This window comes from Stackebrandtia albiflava, assembly GCF_007994225.1.
GTDB lineage: Bacteria > Actinomycetota > Actinomycetes > Mycobacteriales > Micromonosporaceae > Stackebrandtia > Stackebrandtia albiflava.
In genome coordinates this window covers 1,068,009-1,086,841 of the sequence record NZ_VLLL01000005.1, presented here as the reverse complement: position 1 = coordinate 1,086,841, position 18,833 = coordinate 1,068,009, and the positions used below count along the sequence as shown (strand labels likewise).

Below are 18,833 nucleotides of genomic sequence, written 5' to 3'. Positions count from 1 at the left end.
AACGGGTGCCGTTCTCGGCCTCTCAGGCGGTCGACGTGGAACCCGCCGCGTCGGCCGCCCATCCCCGGCGGCGGCCGGGGCTCACGTCCCCGCGGTGCCGGTTCGGAGGTCCGGCACGGTGTGGCCGCTCGGGGGGTTCGTCGGGGTTCCGGTGACGGTGTGACATGGCGGGTGGCGTTCGGCCGGGTGTGGGCGGCCGTTTCGACCGGCCGACGGGTTGACGGCCTGTTAGTGTGGGCAGTTCGCTTACGTGGCGGAGCGACCATGACGGCCTCCCACCTTTCGCCATTCACCTCAACGAGGATTCCGCCACGGGTCGCGACACGCGGCCTGCGCGTGATTCCGAGACCTCCGACGCTGGGAGCCCTGATGGGATCATCCGACCCGACCACACTCACGACCGAACCCGCCGATTCGCGCGCCGTACCCGATGCGGAGCGACTGGGCGACGCGGTGGCGGAGTACGACGAGGCGCTGTTGCGTCGTTGCACGCTGGATCAGCGGGCGGCGCAGGTGTGGGCGCGCCAAGTGCTCGCCGACCACTTCGAGGCCATGTGGGACGACCTGGAGGTCCGCGGCGCGTCGTCCGGCGGTGAGGACGAGGCCGCCGCCGTGGCGGTCCTGCGGGACCTGGCGGCCCGGTTGCTGGCGTCGGCCGACGACGTCGCCGCCGCGGCCGGAGACGACCCCGACGCCGAGTACGTCCCCTCGGAGGCCGAGCTCCGGGAGGAGCGGCGGCGTTACAAGATGGAACGGTGGATGGCGAGGGCCACCCTGGAGGAGCTGAAGGCGGCGCAGCCGACCGCCAACCCCAACGACGTCCTCGATCTGGCCGACGCAATCGCGGACCTGGAGGACGACCTGGACGATTCGCCGGACGGGTACTGAACCCGGCCGACACCGCGACCGGACGCGCCTGCCTCCCCGTGACACCGGTCGTTTCCGGGGTGACGGTCGAGAAGTACGTGACGGCGAGGTTCACGCCGTGACGTCGGTGGCGAAACGGTTGTCTACTGTGGCTGAACGGTTGAGCCTGCGCATATCGGTCCGCCGCCACTCGCACCACATCGCCTCGTCTTCGGGCCGCTCCGGGCTTGAGGACACGTCCACCCGGCGATCCCCTATGGATGATCGGCGGAGTGTGCTCCCTTCTTCGGGCGCCGCCGCCCAATCGGGGATGGCCGAGGTCAGAACGGCTCGGGCCGCAACGTCCCCCTCCACAGCAACTCGGCGGGTGCGGTGTCGCGCTGTTGAAACAGTGCCACGGCGTCATCGACCCGGCCGAGATCGACGAGGTACCCCGCCAGGGCGTGGCCGGCGCTGATGCCGTGTGGTTCGAGAACGGCCACGGCATCCGCCACCCGGCCGGCCGCGGCGAGCAGATCGGCGACGAGTTGTGCCGCGTACGGGTCGGACTCCGAGTGGGGCCGCGCCAGGGTGACGGCCTCGTCGAGCATCCCCGAGGCGGCCATGAGCGGTAGCCGGTTCCTCAGGAGATCCCAATCCTGCTCACACTCGTACCGCGCCGCCAGCCGGTCGAGATGGGCGATGCCGTCCCGAGCGCGACCGGACTCGGCGTACCGGGTGCACAGTATGTCGACGAGCCAGTCCTGCACGCCGCCGGGGGCGTCCACGACCGCGCACATCACCTCGATGGCCTCGTCGTCCCGGCCGTGCCTGGCCAACAGCAGTTCCGCCAGTTCGACCGCACCGTGCGGTTCGTCGGCCGCCGAGGCGCCCGGCCGCCGGTACGACGCGATCGCGCCCTCCACGTCGCCGCGTTCCTCCAGCAGTGCGGCGAGGCGCCGCGTGGCATGCACGTAGGAGTCCTCCGCCGCGTACGCGCGAAGTTCCTCGATCCGGTCGTGTCTCGCCAACAGGTCGGTGAGCCGGTCGCGATTGTCGACGGACGTGAGTTGTCGGCGCCGTAGTAGCGCGATCGCCTCGTCGACGCGGCGCTGACGTTCCCGGATCACCGCGAGCAGTTCGAGCGCGGTATCGGAATCGAGTCCACGGCAGCACCACGGCTCCACGCAGCGGTGCCCCGGTCGAATCCGGTCGGCGAGGAGCGCGGCGACCTCCTCGTCCCGGCCGGTGCCGTCGGCGACCTCGACCAGTGCGGTGGCGAGGAACCAGTCGTCGATTCCGGTGATCAGCTCGGTGACGGCCTCGTCGGCGCGACCGTGCCGGGCGAGCAGGCGGGCGAAGAACTCCAGGGCGCGGAAGACGGACTCTGCGTAGGGCCGGGCCAGCGCGATCGCCTCCTCCACCTGCCCCATGGCCTCAAGGACCTCCGCCTGCGCCCTGGCGGCGGGCCACCAGCCGGTGGCGACGTAGGGCGCGAGCACCGCCGACGCCTCCTCCCACCGATCCCGGGCGCCCAGCAGCCGCACCCACTCACGCGCGCAGAACCATTCGCCACGGACGGCGTGGAACTCCACCCGGTCCAGGTGGCCGCGTTCCAGCAGCCGTGCGACCAGGGACGGTGGGATGCAACCGGCCTCGGTTCTCGCCCGGCGGTCCAGATCGGTGGCGTCCATGGCAGAGCACCTTAGCCCTACCGTGTTCGCCGGCCCGCCTCGGTTCCGGCCGCGCTTCCACTCCGGACAGACACGGGCCGTCTCATCCACCGTGGCCCGTGTCACGTAGCCCGGCGATGCGCCGGTCCGCCCGCCCGACACCGCTGCCACACGAGAACCCGTCTCAGTCCGAATGCGAGCGGTGTCATGCCCGTCCCCGGCGGTGGCCGAAACCCTTCAGGCACACCACGGCGACGGCCACCGAGACCGGGATGAGGACGTGCCAACCCGCGAACGGGACCGTGACCAGCAGCAGGACCACCGTGACGGCGGCGATCACCCGGTCACGGCCCCCGAACAGTCGCACGGCCGCCGCCGCACCGAACAGGTAGGTCGCCAACACCAGGACCGACGGCAGGAAGACGATGTCCTCGGTACCCCAACCGAACAGCGCCGCGCCGAGGAGTCCGGCGGCCCCGACGGCGGCCACGCCGACGATCGCGCGGCCGGGGGAGTGGCGCCGGTCGAGGTGGGTGAGGAACCGGGGAGCCCATCCGTCGCGGCCCAACGCGAAACCCAGCCGCGACACCGAGGCGATGAAGGCGTTGGTGGTGCCGAGGCAGATGACGACCGCCGCGACGGCGACCGCCCAGACCGCCGAGACACCGATGCCACGTTCCAGGATCACGCCCAGTGAGACCCTGTCCAGTTCACGGGTTCCGTAGACACCGGTGGCGACGACGGCGAACGCCACCCCGAGGTAGAGGATGCCGACGATGACGATGGTCAGCGCCGTCGCCCGTGGCAGGGTGCGTTTCACGTCGCGGAACTCCCCGGACAGGTGCGCGACGGCCTCCCAGCCGGCGAAGGCGAAGAACAGCACGATGACGGCCCGCCCGATCCCGGAGAAACCGTGCGGTGCCACCGGAGTCAGTTCCGACAGTCGCACCTGTGGCAGGGCCACGACGATCACGGTGGCGAGGATCGCCGCGACACCGACGGCCAGCCCGATGCGTACGGCCGCGCCCATCCGGACTCCGGCCAGGTTCGCCGCGGTGGCGAGTGCGAGCAGAGCCGCGGCGATTCCGGGCGCCCAGTCCTGGCTCACGCCGAACGCCGTCGTCACGTAGTAGCCCGCGGTCAACGGCACGACGGTCTGCCCCACCGAACCGGCGATGAAGTACCACCACCCGGTCACTCCGCCGGCCGTTCCGCCGAAGGCGCGGGTGGTGAATGTGGCGACACCTCCGGCGTCGGGATGGTTCGAGGCCAGCCGGGCGAAGGTGTACGCCAGCGGCACCCCGAGTAGCGCGCTGAACGCCCACGCCACCAGGGAGGCCGGGCCGGCGAGGGAGGCGGCCTGGCCCGGTAGGACGAGGACACCGGCGCCCAGGAGCGCACACACGTACAGGGCGACGCCCTGCGCGAGTCCGATGGTCTGTGTCCGCGTGGCGGGATCGTGGTGTCGAGTGTCGGTCACCCGTCGATCTCACGCCATCGGCGGCGTCTCGGCGAGTGTCATCATTGCCGTCATGCGCAAGGAAACAGACACGCATCGCGTCGCGATGGTGATCACGCCGGGCGCGCCGATCTTCGAACTGGCGGTGCCGTGCGAGGTCTTCGGCGTGGCCCGGCCGGATCTGGCCGCCGACTGGTACGAGTTCGTGATGTGCGCGGCCGAGCCCGGCACCACGGTGGCCGGCGGATTCGTGGCCGGAGAGGTCCGCGACCTCGCGGAACTGTCCACAGCGGACACGGTCATCGTTCCGGCCTGTACCGGTGTTCACGACCGTCAACCGCCGGAGGTGGTCGCGGCGGTGCGGGAGGCACATCGTCGCGGTGCCAGGATCGCGTCGATCTGTTCGGGTGCGTTCCTGCTCGCCGAGGCGGGCCTGCTGGACGGGCGCCGCGCGACGACACACTGGATGCACGCCGAGGAGTTGGCGCGTCGATACCCGAGGGTCCTGCTGGACGCCCGCGTCATCTACACCGAGGACGACGGCGTGTTCACCTCCGCCGGCACCGCGGCCGGAATCGATCTGTGCCTGGAACTGGTCCGCCGTGATCACGGCACCGCCGTCGCCAACGCGTTGGCGCGTCGCCTGGTCACCCCGCCGCACCGGGGCGGTGACCAGGCGCAGTACATGGTCAGCCCGGTCGCGCCGGCCTCGGTGTCCTCACTGCACCACGTCACCGAATGGGTCCACCGCAACCTCGCCCGGCCGATACGACTGCGCGACCTGGCGGCCCGCGCCCACCTGAGCGAGCGGCAACTCGCCCGGCGGTTCGTCGCCGAGTTCGGTCGCACCCCGGGGGAGTGGCTCACCCGCGAACGTCTCCGGCGTGCCCAGGAGCTGCTGGAGGCGACGTCGCTGACCGTCGACTCGATCGCCGCGGAATGCGGGTTCGGTACCGCCGCCGGGCTGCGTGCCGCGTTCGCCAAGCACCTGCACGTCTCCCCGAGCCGCTACCGGGCGGCGTGGGCGAGGTGATCACCGACTCCACAGCGGATCGGTGGAGTGCGACGCGGCCTCCGGTGTCCCGCAACGGTAATGGCCGCGTCCGGCACCTCGGACGCGGCCACACGACGACGGCGGTCAGCAGGCGCAGGTCATACCCGGAGGTGCCGTCAGGGGGTCGGCCGGCCGGCGGGTGAGCCCGGTGTCGGTCTCCACCGCGAACCCCTCCCGCACCCAGTATTCGAAGCCGCCCAGCATCTCCCGCACCGGACGGCCCAGCCGCGCGAACTCCACGGCGGCGCGGGTGGCGCCGTTGCAGCCGGGTCCCCAGCAGTAGACGACGACGGGGGTCCCGGCGGGAAGCAGCCGTTCGGCGTGGGCGGCGATGTCGTCGGTGGGCAGGTGCACCGCTCCGGGGATCCGCCCCGCCCGCCACGAGTCGACGCCTCGCGAGTCGACCAGGACGAAGCCCGGTTCACCGGACTCCATCGCGGTGTGGACGTCGGTGACGTCGGTGTGGAAGGCGAGCTTGGCCCGGAAGTACTGTTCGGCTGTATCCATCACGGCGCAAAGCCTACGAGCGTTGAGCCGGTCCGGGAAGGGAGTTCTCCCGGAGTTGGGCGGGTTCCACCATGGAAAGCACGGTATCCGGGGCCTCAGGCCACGGAATCCACGTTATCGCTGCTCAGCGGCCGGGGACCGTCCGGAGCGGGGACACCGACGCCGGACCGGTTCAGTCGCGGTAGTGGTCGGCGATCGCGGCGAAGGCGGCCTTGGGTTCCCAGGGCATGTCCGGATAGGTGTCACCGCGACGGCCTTCGAGGACCTTGACGACACCGAGGCTGGCGAGGTCTAGGTCGTCGCGGGGATCGCCGTCCGGGCGGTGGGGCAGGTTGTAGAGCGCGAAGAGGAACACGAACGCGCTGTCGACGCCCTCGTCGTCGAAGATTTCGAGCAGTTCTCTCAGGTACGTCGCCTGGCCCTCCTCGTCGCGTGCGTACTCGCCGGTCAGCCGGAGTGGCGCGCCGGAGGCGTCGTTCTCCAGGATCTCCATGCTCCGAGGGGCGACGTCGCCCGCACCGCGCCAGGTGGCGGTGCCGAAGCCGGTGATCGCGACCGGTTTCGGTTGGGCGACAAGGCTTCGCACGGCGTCACGGAACCGGTCGGCGACCTCGGCGGATCGGATGAGTTCGTAGGTCGTGAAGTCGAACGGGTCCCAGTCGACGCCCTCGAACTGGATGGCGGCGTAGGTGACCTTCCCGTGGAAGCGCGCGCGGACCACCGCCACGGCCTCCCGGAGGAAGGCGTTGAGGCGGGCGCCGACCGCGGCGAGCCTCTCGGGCCGACGTTCCGGGTCGCTCAGCAGCAGCGCGACGCGTTCGCTCGTACTGTCGCCTTCGAGGAAGCCGCGGTTCATGACACTCAGCTCGACGCCGGTGACGAACACGACCTCCGTTCCCCGCGTCCGTAGTCTCTCGGCCCGCTCGGCGCAGTCGGCGAACATTGCGAGGATCTCATCGGGTGTCAGTTCCAGGGGGTAGGGCGAGAACCAGACCTCCAGTCCCAGGTCGGCGGCGTGGCGGGCGGCGACCTCCAGGCGGTCCGGGTCACCGCCGGTGATGTGGACGGCGGTGCAGTGGAGGTCGTCGCGGATGACGGTCAGCTCCCGTTTCACCAGGTCGGGGTCGAAGTGTTCGCGGGAGTCGCCGCCGTCGCGAACGAACCCGGTGTCGTAGCAGATGCCCTTGGCGCGCATGCGTCTCACCTCTCGTCGGAGGGACGGAAGCGTAGCACCAGAATTTGCGTGCACGCAAGTTTGCGTGCGCGTATCGAAGCGCCCATAATGGGAAGGTGACGACCAGGAGCCCCGGACTGCGGGAACAGAAGAAGCAGGCTACCCGGGTGGCCCTGCGAGAGGCGGCACTGCGGCTGGCACTCCGACACGGCGCCGACAACGTCCGAGTCAACGACATCGCCGAGGCGGCCGGGGTGTCACCGAGGACATACAACAACTACTTCTCCAGCCGAGAACAGGCGATCGTCGCCGCCGTCACCGCCGAACGCGAGTCGCGCCTCGCGGCGACGTTGGCCGCCGCACCCGAGGGCCTTCGCCTCGCCGAGGTACTGGCCGACGCGGTGGTGGAGCAGTACACCCGGCCGCGGAACGAGGACGCGCTGCTGTTGATCACCACCAGCCCCGCACTGCGAGAGACCTTTCTCGACACCGCCACGGCGATCGAAGACCCCCTCGCCACCGCGATCGGCGAACGTCTCGGCGACACCGGCACCGCCGTCCGTGTGCTGGCGGCGAGCGTGGCCGCCGCGGTCCGTGTCGCACTCCAGCAGTGGCTCCGGCCGTCGGCCGCGTCCCTCGCCGCGACCGGGTTCGTCGTACCGACCGGTTCGCTGCCGGAACTGCTCCGCTCCGCTCTCGCCACCCTGGAACCCGCCCTCGACGCCGCGGAGGAACGGGCGCGCCGACGCGCGGAGTCGTGAACCCACACCGGTTCTCGGAGCATCGACGACGTCGCCCGTCCGATGGGGACGCCCCGTGTCTCGTCGGCCCGTGACCCGCGCTGGACCGGTGCCGGTATGCCGTCGTGCCACGGTCGGGTTTCCGGGGTCCGTGGCACGGCGGTGGTGTTGGGTCAGGTGTTGAGTGCGGTGGTGATCTGGTCGATCATGTCGGTGGTGGTGGGGGTGGCCGGTTGGTCGCCGGTGGCGGTGGCCAGGGCGGTGGTGATGGCGGTGCGGAGGTTGTCGGCGAGGTGGGGTCTTTGGCGTGCAGCAGGGTGATGGATTCGGTGAGGGCCGGTAGTACCCGGTCGGCGATGGCGGCGACGGACTTGCCTCCGAGGTCTTTGCCCTTGGGGTAGACGGCGAGGATGTGTCCGATGGGGCCGGTGGTCGAGGCCAGGGCGATGCTGCCGCGGGTGGCGGTCTTGTGGGGTGATCCGTTCGCGGTGGTGGCGGCGGCCATGAGGGTGACGGCGCCGTATGCGGCGATGCGGATGGTGTTCTTCTCGGTGTCGGAGAACCGGATGGCGGTGGTGTTGTTGTTGTGCGTCATGTCCGCAACTATCGAGGCCCGTCCTTTCACCGCCCTGAGCCGACACTGACACCACCACCGACACCAGACAAGGGCGACGCGCAGCGGCGTCCGGCGTGGGTTCAGGAACCGCCGACGGGTTCGGGTGTCCCGGTGGTGGCGTCGTCTCCCGCCTCGGCGGAGGATACGGAGTAGACGCGGCGCCAATGCTCGACGGAGCGGACGAGGTCGTCTATCACGTGGAAGAGGAAACGGCTCATGTTCTCCAGCCGCGCGCCGGCGGGCGTGCCGGGACCGAGTCGCCGCGCTCCGGCCCGGCACACCTCGGCGATCCGGGCCTGCACGCGGGCACTGGCCAGAATCGACCGGAACGCCACATCGTCGTCGACGACGTAACGTTCGGCGCGACTGTGCGGGTCACGCACCCGCGTGATGAGCGCCTGACCCTCCAGGTAGCCCACGGCCTTGGAGACGGAGGCGGGGCTCACCCGCAGCCGGCGCACGAGCTCCGCGGAGGTGAGACTGCCGCTGTCACTGATGAACAGCGCCGTGAGAACTCTGGCCATCATGTGCGGAAGTCCGGCCTGGATCATCAGTTCCGTGGTCTGCGCGACCACCTCGTCCATCGACTCCGTACGGCGCCCGTCGGCGGCGGCGTCGTTCGACGCCGACTCCGTCGCGGTGGTCCCACGCCGGCGCGCCGGTCGCACGCTCGTCCTGTGAGCCTGCTCGGAGTCGTAGCCGCGCGGCCCGCCGTTGCGCGTCACCTCGCGGGTGACGGTGGAGGTCGGCCGTGCGATGCGGCGGCCGATCGCGGCGAAGGTCAATCCGTCGCGCAGCCCCGTCGCGATCCTCCGTCGGTCCTGAAGGGTGAGTCTGTCACCGGGCATCAAAACCTCCATCTCGTCGTCGTCTCCAGGTTAATGCAACGCGAACATTGCATTAGTCGACACCCATTGTGCAACGATTACAGAGTCCTGACCTGCGAATACTCCGTCGTATTCCGGCGACGGTATTGCCGGATTCGTGTATGCAACGTAATTTTCACGAAATGGCAAACGATCAAAGCCCTACCGGATCCCACCACACGGAGCACAACCGATGACCACCCACCTCCATTCACCCGCCGTCGCGGCGACCGCGGTACACAAGTCGTACGGCGACCACGTCGTCCTCGACGGCGTCGATCTCGACGTCCCCTCGGGGACGGTCTTCGCGTTGCTCGGACCGAACGGCGCGGGAAAGACGACCATGGTCCAACTCCTGTCGACGCTGATCCGCGCCGACAGCGGACAGATGCGGATCTGCGGCCACGACGTGGACCGGGAACCCGACGCGGTGCGGGCCGCGATCGGTGTCACCGGGCAGTTCGCCGCGGTGGACGGCTTCCTCACCGGCGAGGAGAACCTGATGTTGATGGCCGACCTGAACCGTCTCCCGCGCCGGGAACGGTGGCGGTGTGCCGTGGACCTGCTGGAGCGATTCGAACTGACCGACGCCGCCGGCATGCCCGCGGTGACGTACTCCGGCGGGATGCGCCGGCGCCTGGACCTCGCCATGACCCTGGTGGGTAAACCCCGGGTCGTCTTCCTGGACGAGCCCACCACCGGACTCGATCCCCGCAGCAGACGGACCATGTGGGACGTCATCCGCCGACTCGTCACCGACGAGGGCGTCACCATGTTCCTGACGACCCAGTACCTGGAGGAGGCCGACCGACTCGCCGACCGGGTCGCGGTCCTGCACCGGGGGCGGCTGGTCGCGGAAGGACCACCGGAGGAGCTCAAGCGACAGGTCGGCGACGGACACGTCACGCTCCGGTTCGCCGACCCGGACGAGTACGACGCCGCGGCCCGGATCCTGGACGTGATCTCCCGCGACGAATCGGCGCTGACCCTGAAGGTCCCCGGCCGGGGTGACGTCGGGTCGTTGCGGCGACTACTCGACCGGCTCGACCACGCCGCACTCACAGTGGACGAACTCCGGATACACACCCCCGACCTCGACGACGTCTTCTTCGTCCTGACGGGCGACCCGACCGCACGTCAGGAGCCCATTCGATGAGCAACGTCTCCAGTACCGTCTCCATCGCGTTCGCCGATTCGGCGACGATGTTGCGCCGCCGGTTGCGGCACATGCTGCGCTATCCGACTCTGATCCTCACGGCGGCCGGCGTTCCGGTGGCGATCCTGCTGCTGTTCGTCTACGTGCTCGGCGGCGCCCTGGGGGACGGCGTCGGGACCGCCGGCGGCATGTCCTACGTGGACTACGTGGTTCCCGGCGTCGTCCTGATGACCGTGGCGACCGCGGCCCAGGGCACGGCCATCTCGGTGTCCATCGACATGACCGAGGGCATCGTCGCCAGGTTCCGCACCATGGCGATCGCCCGCGTCTCGGTGCTCACCGGTCACGTGCTGGGAAGCCTGATCCAGACCATGCTGAGCATCGCCGCCGTCGTCGGCGTCGCGTTGCTGGTGGGCTTCCGACCGACCGCGGCCCTCGGTGAGTGGCTCGGCGCCATCGGGGTTCTGGCGATGATCGTCCTCGCGCTCACCTGGTTGTCCGTCGCGCTCGCCATGGTCGCCAAGAGCGTCGCCACCGCGAGCAACATGCTGACGCCCCTGATGATCCTGCCGATGACGGGCAGCGGCTTCGTACCCACCGACTCGATGCCCACCGGGCTGCGGTGGTTCGCCGAGTACCAGCCGTTCACCCCGTTCATCGAGACCCTGCGCGGCCTGCTGATGGGAACCCCGATGGGAGACGGCTTGATCCTGACGGTCGGCTGGTGCGCCGCGATCGGCCTGGGCGGTTACCTGTGGGCCAAGCGGCTCTACAACCGCGAACCCACCAGGTGAGCCATGGGGTCTCTCGGGGGGCGTCACGTCACGCGACGTGACGCCCCCCCGACGCGGTCCGGTCACGACCGACCGGGCGCGCTCGGCTCGTCAGAAGTGGAAGGCCACCACGTGACGGCCGTTGGCGACGGATTCACGCATCCAGGCCACACAGGACTCGACGGCCTCCAGCACCTCCGGGTCGAGTGCCTCACGCGCCTCGGCGGTGGCGGCGTTCCACTGGGCCAGCGCGGTGCGACACTGCTTCGGACTCCACTCCCCGTAGGCGGGCACGAACTCGGCGGGCCTCGGCAGTGGTGCCGGCGGAGACCCATAGGAGAACTCCGAGACCTCGACCGCGGTGACGCCCAACGCGGCGAGTCCCTCGTCGACCCGTGCCAACCAACCGCTGCGGAACGGCGAGAACGCGTTGTTGTTCAGCGACCTGCCGAAGAAACCGCAGATCATCTCGAAGGCGTATCCGTACTGGAAGCCGTATGCGTCGTCGAAGGGACCGCCGTCGACGACCGCACGCAACGCGTCGTAGCGCGTCGGCGCGCCACCGGCGATCTGGTCGGCGAACCAGTCGTCGGCGTGGGCCATCGCGGCCTTGAACTTCCCGCCGATCATACGGCGCAACTTCTCGTCCTCGGACCCGATGGCGCCACGGGCCTTTCTGAGGTCGACCAGGTAGGGGCTCAGTGAAAAACTCACGAGCCGATCCTCTCAGGAGCCCACCGACATCTCCCGTGCCGGTGTCGGCAGTACGTGGAAACGGGTACTTCAGCCACGGGCGATTCCCCGGTAGGATGTAACCCACGGTACAACCCCGCTCACCCGTCGGGATCCACGCAGCCGCAACGGATCGACGCCACCCGACACCCGGCCCGGTGGGCGGCTCGGAGGTGAGAATGGACGGCGACCCCTTCGCCGCTGGTGAATGGTGCTGTCTCCTCGTGATCGCGGTGATCGCACTCATCGCGATATCCCGATCCGGTAAGAAGCACACCGGCGGCGGCGATGAGAACGACTATCCCCCGGGAATGGACGGCGACTGACACCGTCGTCCACGGCCTACGGCCCTTCTCCAGGAGGGGCGGCGGCGTCATTTCGCAGACAGCGATGAGACCTCGATCAACACCGTCACGTGCGTGGTCCTTCCTCCGGTGGCTCGGCGATCGGCGAGGGACGCCGCTGTATTCCCGAGCACTTCCAGACACATGTCGAAGACCTCGGGGCAGGTGTCTCGGAAGCCCGTGGCTTTCCGCCAGTGGATCAAGACCCTGCCGGAATCGATCGAATGCAGCCCCTCCCACAGCGAATCCGCCAGTGCGTCCCAACCGCGGTCGGAGTGCAGCGGGGGATCCAAGGGAAGACCGCGACGCACCGCCGCGAAGAATCCGGCCACGCCGGACTCGGGTCTCACTTCGAGCGGGAACACCCTGAACGACTCGTCCACTGCTTCCCGCATCGACGCGGCCGCGTCATCCGCACCGGACAGGGTCACGCCGATCTCCAGCATGGGGCTCACCGGTTTCCGGTGAAGCCGGGGCGGCATGGACACCGCGAGTGGGGCCGTCGGCGGATCACCATCGCAGCCTATGACACGTTCAGACGTGGTGGGCTCGTGCCCGGCGTGGCCGTGTCGCCGGTGATCGTCGGGGCCTGGTATCCAAACCGGCCCGCAGGTGGAACGGATCGGCGTCGTGGCCGCCTCGTCGCATGGGCGCGTCGTGCGTACCGGTTTCGCTCCACCCGCCGTCGTGTAGGACGGCAGACGGCCGACGGCACGGCTGCGGTGGAGTGCAGCGGCTACCGTGTCCGCATGGCCATGAAGAAGCCCGGGCGAAAGCAGGTGGCGACACTCACGGCGGTCCCGTACGAGACCTTCGCGGAGGCACTCGGGAAACCGGTCGACGCCGTCGAGGTGCGGAAGGTGATCGCGGCGCTCGGCGGCGGTTACGAGGTCCGCCCGATCGAGTACACGGCCGCCCGCTACGACCCCGACGTGGCACGGACCCTGGCGTGGGACTTCCCCGCCGCGCCTCCGGCGAACGGCTACGTCGCCACCCACCTGGGCGTCCGGGACGACACGGTGGTGTGGATGACGCTCGCTCCGGCGCTCGTCGAGGGCGTGAACGGAGACCGGGCCGTTTCACTCCGGCTTCCCGACGACGACGAGCCGGTCTTCCGGCCGCAGGGGCCCGAGTGGAACTGGGCACCCGGGATCATCAGGCGGGGCACGGCGTACCTGCTCGATCTCGACGTCGGGCAGGGCCACTGGGACGGCAACTACAGGTTCCCGCTCACGCCCCGGCAGGCGGAACAGCTGCAGGCGGACCTCCTCCTGTACCGGCAGCTGTGGGACGGCCTGGTACGGGTCTGTCAGTCCGCGCGCTTCCTCGAAGACCCGTCGACGTTGCCGGGCGACGCGCAGTCGGTCATCGACGCGCGCTGCGGACGCGACTGACCCGGACGCCGGGGCGCGACCACATCCGTGATCGACCGATATCGGGTTGCCGGATGCGGCGGCGATGGGTGCAATGTCCTCATGGTGACCGAGTTCCGCCCCCCGCGCTCCGACGAGATGACCGCGTACTACCGGGTGCTGCCTTACGCGAACGGGTACCCGAGCTGGGAGCCCGCCGACGCGGCGTGGCACGGCGGCCCGGAGCCCTGGCCGCCGCAGCGGTCTCCCGCGAGCGCGGAACAGCTTGAGACGTGGGCCACGGCCGACCTCCGGGACACCGCGTTCCACCCGATCGGGGCGTTCGTCGACGGCGTCTGTGTCGGTGGATCGGCGATGATCTCGTTCGAGGTGACGGTTCCCGGCGGCGGAACGGTGCGGATGGGGGGCGTGACCGCGACCGGGGTCGTCGCGACGCACCGCCGGCGCGGCTACCTGCGCAGGATGATGCAGGCGATGTTCGACGCGGCCCTGGAGCGCGGCGAACCGTTGGCGATGCTCAGCGCCAGTGAGGGGAGCATCTACGGACGTTTCGGATTCTCGCCGGCGACACACCGCACCCGGTGGGAACTGGCCCGTCATGAAGCCGTGCTCCGTCCGGCCGAGCCCGATCCCGGGTCGTTGGAACTGGTTGACGCCGCCCGGGCGAAGGAGGCGTGGCCGCCGGTGCATGCGGAGGTGCGCCGGAATCGTGTCGGGGAACTGCGTCCGCAGCCGGGGCGCTGGGACGGGTTGTCCGACGAACCGGACGGCACGAACGGGCCGATGCGCTACCTCCTCCACCGCGACCGTCACGGCCATGTGGACGGTGTCGCGAACTTCCGGCTGCCGTGGTCGCCGACCGCCGCGCACGCCGGAACACTCGTGGTGGAGGCCCTGGAGGCGACGAACCCGGTGGCCTACCGGGCGCTGTGGGAGCTGCTGATCGACTTCGACCTCACCAAGACCGTCGTGGCGGCGGCCCGCCCGCGCGACGAGCCGCTGCGGTGGATGCTCACCAACCCGAGGGCGATGCGAGTCACCCGCCAGACCGACAACCTCTGGGCCAGGCTGCTCGACGTTCCCCGCGCCCTGACGCAACGGTCGTACTCGACGCCCGGAGAGCTCAAGTTCACGATCGACGGCGACCGGATGTGCCCCGCGAACAACGGGACGTGGCAGCTGAGGACGACCGACGATACGGCCGCCACCTGTGTACCGACCGACGCGACACCGGATATGACCATCACGCCGGCGGCACTGGGCTCCCTCTACTTCGGTGGCATGTCGGCGCATCACCTGGCATACGCGGGTCACGTCACGCCGCACACCGATGGCGCGGTCGACGCGCTGTCCCGGATGTTCCGGACCGACCCCGAACCGCACAACTCCTTCGGCTTCTGAGGCGCGGCGCCCGTCCGGCCACCGGGCCCGGATCGGGCGCCGCGTCACCCGATGGTTCCGGCGTCGCCGGGCGCCCGTGACTCCTCATAGGACGTATCAGGCGGTCCCGCGACGGATACGACTACCGATGACCACCGGGTATCGTGTCGCGCGTGACGACGGACGACTGGCCGGCCGACACCCGGACCTCCTACGACTCCGTCGCCGACGGCTATTCCGACCGGCTGCGTGATGCCGTCGCCGGTGATCCCCACCTCCAGGCCGCACTCGCGGTGTTCGCCGATCGGGTGCGGACCACCGGCGGCGGTCCGGTCGCGGACGTCGGCTGCGGACCCGGACACGTGACCGCCCACCTGTCCGGTCTCGGTGTAGACGCGTTCGGCATCGACCTGTGACCACCCCGGCCTGCGGTTCGAGGTGGGTTCGATGACCGATCTGCGCCTGGGTGACACGTCAATGGCGGGCGTGATCGCCTGGTTGTCCTTGATCCACATCCCAGACCACGAGTTGCCGACGGTGTTCGCGCACTTCCACCGAGTGCTGCGTCCGGGCGGACCGTTGCAGCTCGGTTTCCACGTCGGTGACACCACACGGCTGAAGACGCGGGGTTACGGAGGTCGCCCGATGGCGGTCCACGTTCACCACCGCCGGCCCGAGAAGGTGGCCGCCGGTTTGCGTGACGCGGGGTTCGAGATCGAGGCCCAATGGCTGTGCGGCCCCGACGAGGAGGTTCCACAGGCGTTCCTCTTCGCGCGCCGCCCGGGCTGAGAGCCGACCTCACATCCCAGACCGACCACGGTGACGGCCAGGGCGGATCAGGCGGTGATCCTTCCCGGACGGAACGTCGCAGCGGCGTGATCCGTAACGATTCGATTCGACGTGCCACGCCCGAACGGCCGGTGACGCGGCCTCACCCACCGGTTTGTAGACGTTGGTTGACAAACTCGTTCCGCCCCACTACCTTGTAGATCACAATCTACAAACCCGGGAGATGGGGCGCCACATGGTGAAGGAGATGCTCGGCGTGGCCGACATCGCGGTGCTGTTCAACGTCGAACCGAAGACGGTCAGCATGTGGCGGCTGCGCTACGGGGACTTCCCCGAACCCGACGTCACCGTCGGCGGCACGGCGGGCTGGGACCCGGAGAGGGCGGAGGAACTGCGGGTCTGGGAGAGCCGCCGCCCCGGGCAGGGCCGCCGCACGATGCTCGCCCAGCACGTGCAGGAGACGGTCCGCCGCACGTTCATCTTCCGGTTCCTGCGCCCCGACGACCTCGCCTCGGCGCCGATCGACTTCCCGGGCGTCAGGTACGAGGACGGGCGACTCGCCGACGGCATGCAGACCGAGGCGGCCGCTTACCTGATCGGTGCCCTGCGCGACCAGGGCTGCGAGATCGTATTCCAGGATCCGGCTACCGACCCGGTACAAGCGGTGCGACGCGTGCTGTGGGACCGCTGGAGCCCGGCCGAGGTCGGAGAGAACGAGTTCATCGGTCGGCTGTTCGACGACAACGGACGGCTCTACCACGGCTGCACCGCCTTCGACGCCGCCGCCTACACCCTGCAACGACTCGCCGCACTCGGTGGCGAGGTCCGCTCCATGCTCTGAGACGCACTTCGAGGCCGGGACGGCGCGCGGACAACCCCGGACCGCAGAGAGACGCCCGCCAAGGGGCACACCTGTACCGCGGGCCGGTTCACACGAGCGGGCTCAGCCGATCAACGCGGCCATCGACATCACGGAAAGTAAGGCTTCATTCACTCTCGCCGGCACCGGCGCCCGCGCGCGCCGGTGCGGCATCTTCCTGGAGGTAAGAGTTCGTGGACACATCACCGCACCACATCGCACCGGCCGACGGCCGGTTGGGTGTCCTCTTCGTGGGGCTCGGAGCCGTGGCGTCGACCGTCATCGCCGGCGTCGAGCTGATCCGCCGAGGTCTCGCCGAACCCGTCGGATCGCTCGCCCAGATGGGCACCATCCGCCTCGGCGACCGCGCGCCCCTCATCCGCGACGCCGTGCCACTGGCCGACCTCGACCGGCTGGTGTTCGGCGCCTGGGACCCGATCCCCGACACCGCCTACGAAGCCGCCGTCAAGTGCGGCGTGCTCGACCGGTACACCCATGTGGAGCCGATCGCGGCGGCACTCGAAGCGGTCGCACCCATGCCGGCCGCCTTCGACCCGGAATACGTGCGGCGGATCAAGGGCACCAACGTCAAGCCCGAGACCCGCAGGCGCGACCTCGCCGAGGCCCTGCGTCGCGACATCCGCGACTTCAAGGCGGCGCACTCCTGCGACCGGATGGTGGTGATCCTGTGCGCCTCCACCGAGGTCTTCACCGAACCCGGCCCGGCTCACCAGAGCCTGCGGGCGTTCGAAGCGGCGCTCGACGCCGACGATGCGAGCGTCCCACCCTCGATGCTCTACGCATACGCGGCGATGAAGGAGGGAGTGGCGTTCATCAACGGGGCGCCCAGCCTCACCGTCGACGTTCCGGCGATGACCGAGCTGGCCGAGACGGCGGGAGTACCCGTCGGCGGCAAGGACTTCAAGACGGGACAGACGCTGGTGAAGACCGCGCTGGCACCGATGTTGAAGGCCCGCATGCTGGGGCTGTCAGGGTGGTACTCGACCAACATCCTCGGTAACCGCGACGGTGAGGTCCTCGACGACCCCGACAGCTTCCGCACCAAGGAGAAGACGAAACTCGGGGTACTCGAACACATCCTGGAACCCGACCTCCACCCCGAACTCTACGGCGACTTCCACCACAAGGTACGCATCAACTACTACCCGCCTCGCGGTGACGACAAGGAGGGCTGGGACAACATCGACATGTTCGGATGGCTCGGCTATCCCATGCAGATGAAGGTCAACTTCCTGTGCCGGGACTCGATCCTGGCCGCCCCCCTGGTACTCGACCTGGTGCTGTTCACCGACCTCGCCCAACGGGCGGGACTGACGGGGGTACAGGACTGGCTGTCGCTGTACTTCAAGAGCCCGCAGGAGACACCCGGTGTCCCTCCCGAGCACGACCTGTTCAGACAGCAGGCCGACCTGAAGAACACACTCCGCCGGCTCCTGGGCGAGGACCGGGTCGCCCACTCGGAGGGCCACGACGACTGACCTCACACGCGCGTGCCCGTCACCGACGGGCACGCGCCACACCATCACGGGCGGTTCCGGTGCTTCGCAGGGCGGATGTGCCCGGGGCGGGCACTCGGTGATACTGAACCCGTGGAGTACGTGTCGAGAGTGCCGCGACCTCCGCTGGACGGGCTGATCGACGACCTCTACTACCTGGAAGGCGCGCCGCCCTACGCCCGGCTGACGTTGCCGCCGATGCCGTCGGCGCTACTCATCGTCAACCTGGGAGCGCCGTTCCGCATCCGCGCCGGCACCGACGCCGAGGCCGCCGAATACGCCGACGGGTGCGTCATCACCACACCCACCCGCGCGTTCGAGTTCCACTACCCACACCCGACCCGCTCGGTCGGCGTGCACTTCACGCCGTGGGGACCAGCGCCGTTCCTGTCGATGCCCGCGGCGGAACTGCGCGACCGGCCGGTGACCCTGGAACAGGTCTGGGGCCGGGCCGCCACCGCCGAACTCCGAGACCGGTTGGCCGTCGCGAATCGACCGCCGGAGATGCTGACGCTTCTGGAAGGGGAACTGCGGCGACGGCTGCGCGACACGGCCGGCCTGGGACTGGTCCGGCACACGAGCCGCGTCATCGCCGCGACCGGCGGGGCGGTCGCGATCGGCGACCTGAGGACTTCCGCTGGTGTCAGCAGCACCCACCTGGCACAGCGGTTCAAGGAACTCATCGGTGTCACTCCGAAGCGGTTGGCCCGCACCTACCGCTTCGCCGCCACCGTGTTCTCGATCGACCCCGCGCGACCGGTCGACTGGGCCGAACTCGCTGGCAACGCGGGCTACTTCGATCAGGCACACTTCGGCCACGAGTTCCGGGCGTTCACCGGGCTCACACCGACCCGGTACCTCGAAGTGCGGCAGCGGTTCCTACGCGAACATCCCGGCCACATACTGGACGGTTGGCCACTGCCGGCCGATTGTTTTCTTACAAGACCCATGGCCGAGCAGGTACTAGGTTGAGGG

At 69.5% G+C, this 18,833-nt stretch carries 19 protein-coding genes and 1 pseudogene; 12 read left to right on the top strand and 8 right to left on the bottom strand.

Annotation, left to right across the window (positions count from 1 at the left end; genetic code table 11):
- Positions 1-369 precede the first annotated feature (369 nt).
- Positions 370-888: a hypothetical protein gene (locus LX16_RS05795; protein WP_147134198.1), complete on the top strand. Its 519-nt coding sequence runs from the start codon at positions 370-372 to the stop codon at positions 886-888.
- A 299-nt stretch (positions 889-1,187) separates the two neighbouring features.
- Here the strand turns inward: LX16_RS05795 and LX16_RS05790 are convergent, their stop codons facing one another.
- Positions 1,188-2,540: a tetratricopeptide repeat protein gene (locus LX16_RS05790; protein ID WP_147134195.1), complete on the bottom strand. Its 1,353-nt coding sequence runs from the start codon at positions 2,538-2,540 to the stop codon at positions 1,188-1,190.
- Between the two features lie 184 nt (positions 2,541-2,724).
- Complete coding sequence (locus LX16_RS05785; RefSeq protein ID WP_170283845.1) at positions 2,725-3,999, bottom strand: APC family permease; 1,275 nt, start codon at positions 3,997-3,999, stop codon at positions 2,725-2,727.
- 52 nt (positions 4,000-4,051) lie between these two features.
- Here LX16_RS05785 and LX16_RS05780 point away from each other — a divergent pair, with 52 nt between their 5' ends.
- Entirely contained in the window at positions 4,052-5,011 is a 960-nt protein-coding gene (locus tag LX16_RS05780) for a GlxA family transcriptional regulator (protein WP_147134191.1), read from the top strand.
- 105 nt (positions 5,012-5,116) lie between these two features.
- On the opposite strand, the gene LX16_RS05775 is transcribed toward LX16_RS05780, so the two are convergent.
- Together LX16_RS05775 and LX16_RS05770 are read right to left on the bottom strand one after the other, a co-directional pair.
- Positions 5,117-5,539, bottom strand: coding sequence for a rhodanese-like domain-containing protein (locus LX16_RS05775; protein WP_147134187.1), 423 nt, complete (start codon positions 5,537-5,539; stop codon positions 5,117-5,119).
- Between the two features lie 172 nt (positions 5,540-5,711).
- Positions 5,712-6,734, bottom strand: a complete 1,023-nt coding sequence (locus LX16_RS05770) for a glycoside hydrolase family 113 protein (protein WP_147134184.1) — start codon at positions 6,732-6,734, stop codon at positions 5,712-5,714.
- 95 nt (positions 6,735-6,829) lie between these two features.
- On the opposite strand from LX16_RS05770, the gene LX16_RS05765 reads away from it, so the two are divergent.
- Complete coding sequence (locus LX16_RS05765) at positions 6,830-7,474, top strand: TetR/AcrR family transcriptional regulator (RefSeq protein ID WP_147134181.1); 645 nt, start codon at positions 6,830-6,832, stop codon at positions 7,472-7,474.
- A 184-nt stretch (positions 7,475-7,658) separates the two neighbouring features.
- Here LX16_RS05765 and LX16_RS26500 read toward each other — a convergent pair whose 3' ends face one another.
- Positions 7,659-8,048, bottom strand: a complete 390-nt coding sequence (locus LX16_RS26500; RefSeq protein WP_158645496.1) for a hypothetical protein — start codon at positions 8,046-8,048, stop codon at positions 7,659-7,661.
- 101 nt (positions 8,049-8,149) lie between these two features.
- The gene (locus tag LX16_RS05750) at positions 8,150-8,917 is read right to left on the bottom strand and encodes a GbsR/MarR family transcriptional regulator (protein WP_147134171.1); all 768 of its coding nucleotides are present in this window, start codon (positions 8,915-8,917) and stop codon (positions 8,150-8,152) included.
- A 211-nt stretch (positions 8,918-9,128) separates the two neighbouring features.
- Here LX16_RS05750 and LX16_RS05745 point away from each other — a divergent pair, with 211 nt between their 5' ends.
- Positions 9,129-10,091 (top strand): ATP-binding cassette domain-containing protein, encoded by a 963-nt coding sequence (locus LX16_RS05745; RefSeq protein WP_147134168.1) that lies wholly within the window; start codon positions 9,129-9,131, stop codon positions 10,089-10,091.
- A complete protein-coding gene (locus LX16_RS05740; RefSeq protein ID WP_147134165.1) occupies positions 10,088-10,885 on the top strand; it encodes an ABC transporter permease in 798 nt (265 codons plus the stop codon). The genes LX16_RS05745 and LX16_RS05740 overlap by 4 nt, the downstream gene beginning before the upstream one ends.
- 90 nt (positions 10,886-10,975) lie before the next feature.
- On the opposite strand, the gene LX16_RS05735 is transcribed toward LX16_RS05740, so the two are convergent.
- Positions 10,976-11,578, bottom strand: a complete 603-nt coding sequence (locus tag LX16_RS05735) for a DUF7691 family protein (RefSeq protein WP_147134161.1) — start codon at positions 11,576-11,578, stop codon at positions 10,976-10,978.
- Positions 11,579-11,775: 197 nt separating this feature from the next.
- Between LX16_RS05735 and LX16_RS26495 the strand changes: the two genes are divergently transcribed.
- Positions 11,776-11,922 (top strand): hypothetical protein, encoded by a 147-nt coding sequence (locus LX16_RS26495; protein WP_158645495.1) that lies wholly within the window; start codon positions 11,776-11,778, stop codon positions 11,920-11,922.
- A 47-nt stretch (positions 11,923-11,969) separates the two neighbouring features.
- Here the strand turns inward: LX16_RS26495 and LX16_RS05730 are convergent, their stop codons facing one another.
- The gene (locus tag LX16_RS05730) at positions 11,970-12,395 is read right to left on the bottom strand and encodes a barstar family protein (protein WP_158645494.1); all 426 of its coding nucleotides are present in this window, start codon (positions 12,393-12,395) and stop codon (positions 11,970-11,972) included.
- Between the two features lie 294 nt (positions 12,396-12,689).
- Here LX16_RS05730 and LX16_RS05725 point away from each other — a divergent pair, with 294 nt between their 5' ends.
- The 6 genes and pseudogenes from LX16_RS05725 (at position 12,690) to LX16_RS05700 (ending at position 18,830) form a co-directional block, all read left to right on the top strand.
- Complete coding sequence (locus LX16_RS05725; protein WP_147134155.1) at positions 12,690-13,334, top strand: hypothetical protein; 645 nt, start codon at positions 12,690-12,692, stop codon at positions 13,332-13,334.
- Positions 13,335-13,415: 81 nt separating this feature from the next.
- A complete protein-coding gene (locus LX16_RS05720) occupies positions 13,416-14,714 on the top strand; it encodes a GNAT family N-acetyltransferase (RefSeq protein ID WP_211354302.1) in 1,299 nt (432 codons plus the stop codon).
- Between the two features lie 152 nt (positions 14,715-14,866).
- Positions 14,867-15,482 (top strand): annotated as a pseudogene (locus tag LX16_RS28180) (class I SAM-dependent methyltransferase).
- A gap of 223 nt (positions 15,483-15,705) precedes the next feature.
- On the top strand, positions 15,706-16,323 hold the full coding sequence (locus LX16_RS05710; protein WP_147134151.1) for a hypothetical protein: 618 nt from the start codon (positions 15,706-15,708) through the stop codon (positions 16,321-16,323).
- A gap of 212 nt (positions 16,324-16,535) precedes the next feature.
- Positions 16,536-17,840 (top strand): inositol-3-phosphate synthase, encoded by a 1,305-nt coding sequence (locus LX16_RS05705; protein ID WP_147134149.1) that lies wholly within the window; start codon positions 16,536-16,538, stop codon positions 17,838-17,840.
- Positions 17,841-17,915: 75 nt separating this feature from the next.
- The gene (locus tag LX16_RS05700; RefSeq protein ID WP_147134146.1) at positions 17,916-18,830 is read left to right on the top strand and encodes an AraC family transcriptional regulator; all 915 of its coding nucleotides are present in this window, start codon (positions 17,916-17,918) and stop codon (positions 18,828-18,830) included.
- Positions 18,831-18,833: the final 3 nt, after the last annotated feature.

Bases quoted from the DNA above. Each gene is read 5' to 3' on its own strand.
- LX16_RS05745 (WP_147134168.1), top strand. From the start codon at position 9,129: ATGACCACCCACCTCCATTCACCCGCCGTCGCGGCGACCGCGGTACAC.
- LX16_RS05780 (WP_147134191.1), top strand. From the start codon at position 4,052: ATGCGCAAGGAAACAGACACGCATCGCGTCGCGATGGTGATCACGCCG.
- LX16_RS05725 (WP_147134155.1), top strand. From the start codon at position 12,690: ATGGCCATGAAGAAGCCCGGGCGAAAGCAGGTGGCGACACTCACGGCG.
- LX16_RS05700 (WP_147134146.1), top strand. From the start codon at position 17,916: ATGTGCCCGGGGCGGGCACTCGGTGATACTGAACCCGTGGAGTACGTG.
- LX16_RS05740 (WP_147134165.1), top strand. From the start codon at position 10,088: ATGAGCAACGTCTCCAGTACCGTCTCCATCGCGTTCGCCGATTCGGCG.
- LX16_RS26495 (WP_158645495.1), top strand. From the start codon at position 11,776: ATGGACGGCGACCCCTTCGCCGCTGGTGAATGGTGCTGTCTCCTCGTG.
- LX16_RS05775 (WP_147134187.1), bottom strand. From the start codon at position 5,539: ATGGATACAGCCGAACAGTACTTCCGGGCCAAGCTCGCCTTCCACACC.
- LX16_RS05710 (WP_147134151.1), top strand. From the start codon at position 15,706: ATGGGGCGCCACATGGTGAAGGAGATGCTCGGCGTGGCCGACATCGCG.
- LX16_RS05790 (WP_147134195.1), bottom strand. From the start codon at position 2,540: ATGGACGCCACCGATCTGGACCGCCGGGCGAGAACCGAGGCCGGTTGC.
- LX16_RS05770 (WP_147134184.1), bottom strand. From the start codon at position 6,734: ATGCGCGCCAAGGGCATCTGCTACGACACCGGGTTCGTTCGCGACGGC.
- LX16_RS26500 (WP_158645496.1), bottom strand. From the start codon at position 8,048: ATGACGCACAACAACAACACCACCGCCATCCGGTTCTCCGACACCGAG.
- LX16_RS05750 (WP_147134171.1), bottom strand. From the start codon at position 8,917: ATGCCCGGTGACAGACTCACCCTTCAGGACCGACGGAGGATCGCGACG.
- LX16_RS05795 (WP_147134198.1), top strand. From the start codon at position 370: ATGGGATCATCCGACCCGACCACACTCACGACCGAACCCGCCGATTCG.
- LX16_RS05720 (WP_211354302.1), top strand. From the start codon at position 13,416: ATGGTGACCGAGTTCCGCCCCCCGCGCTCCGACGAGATGACCGCGTAC.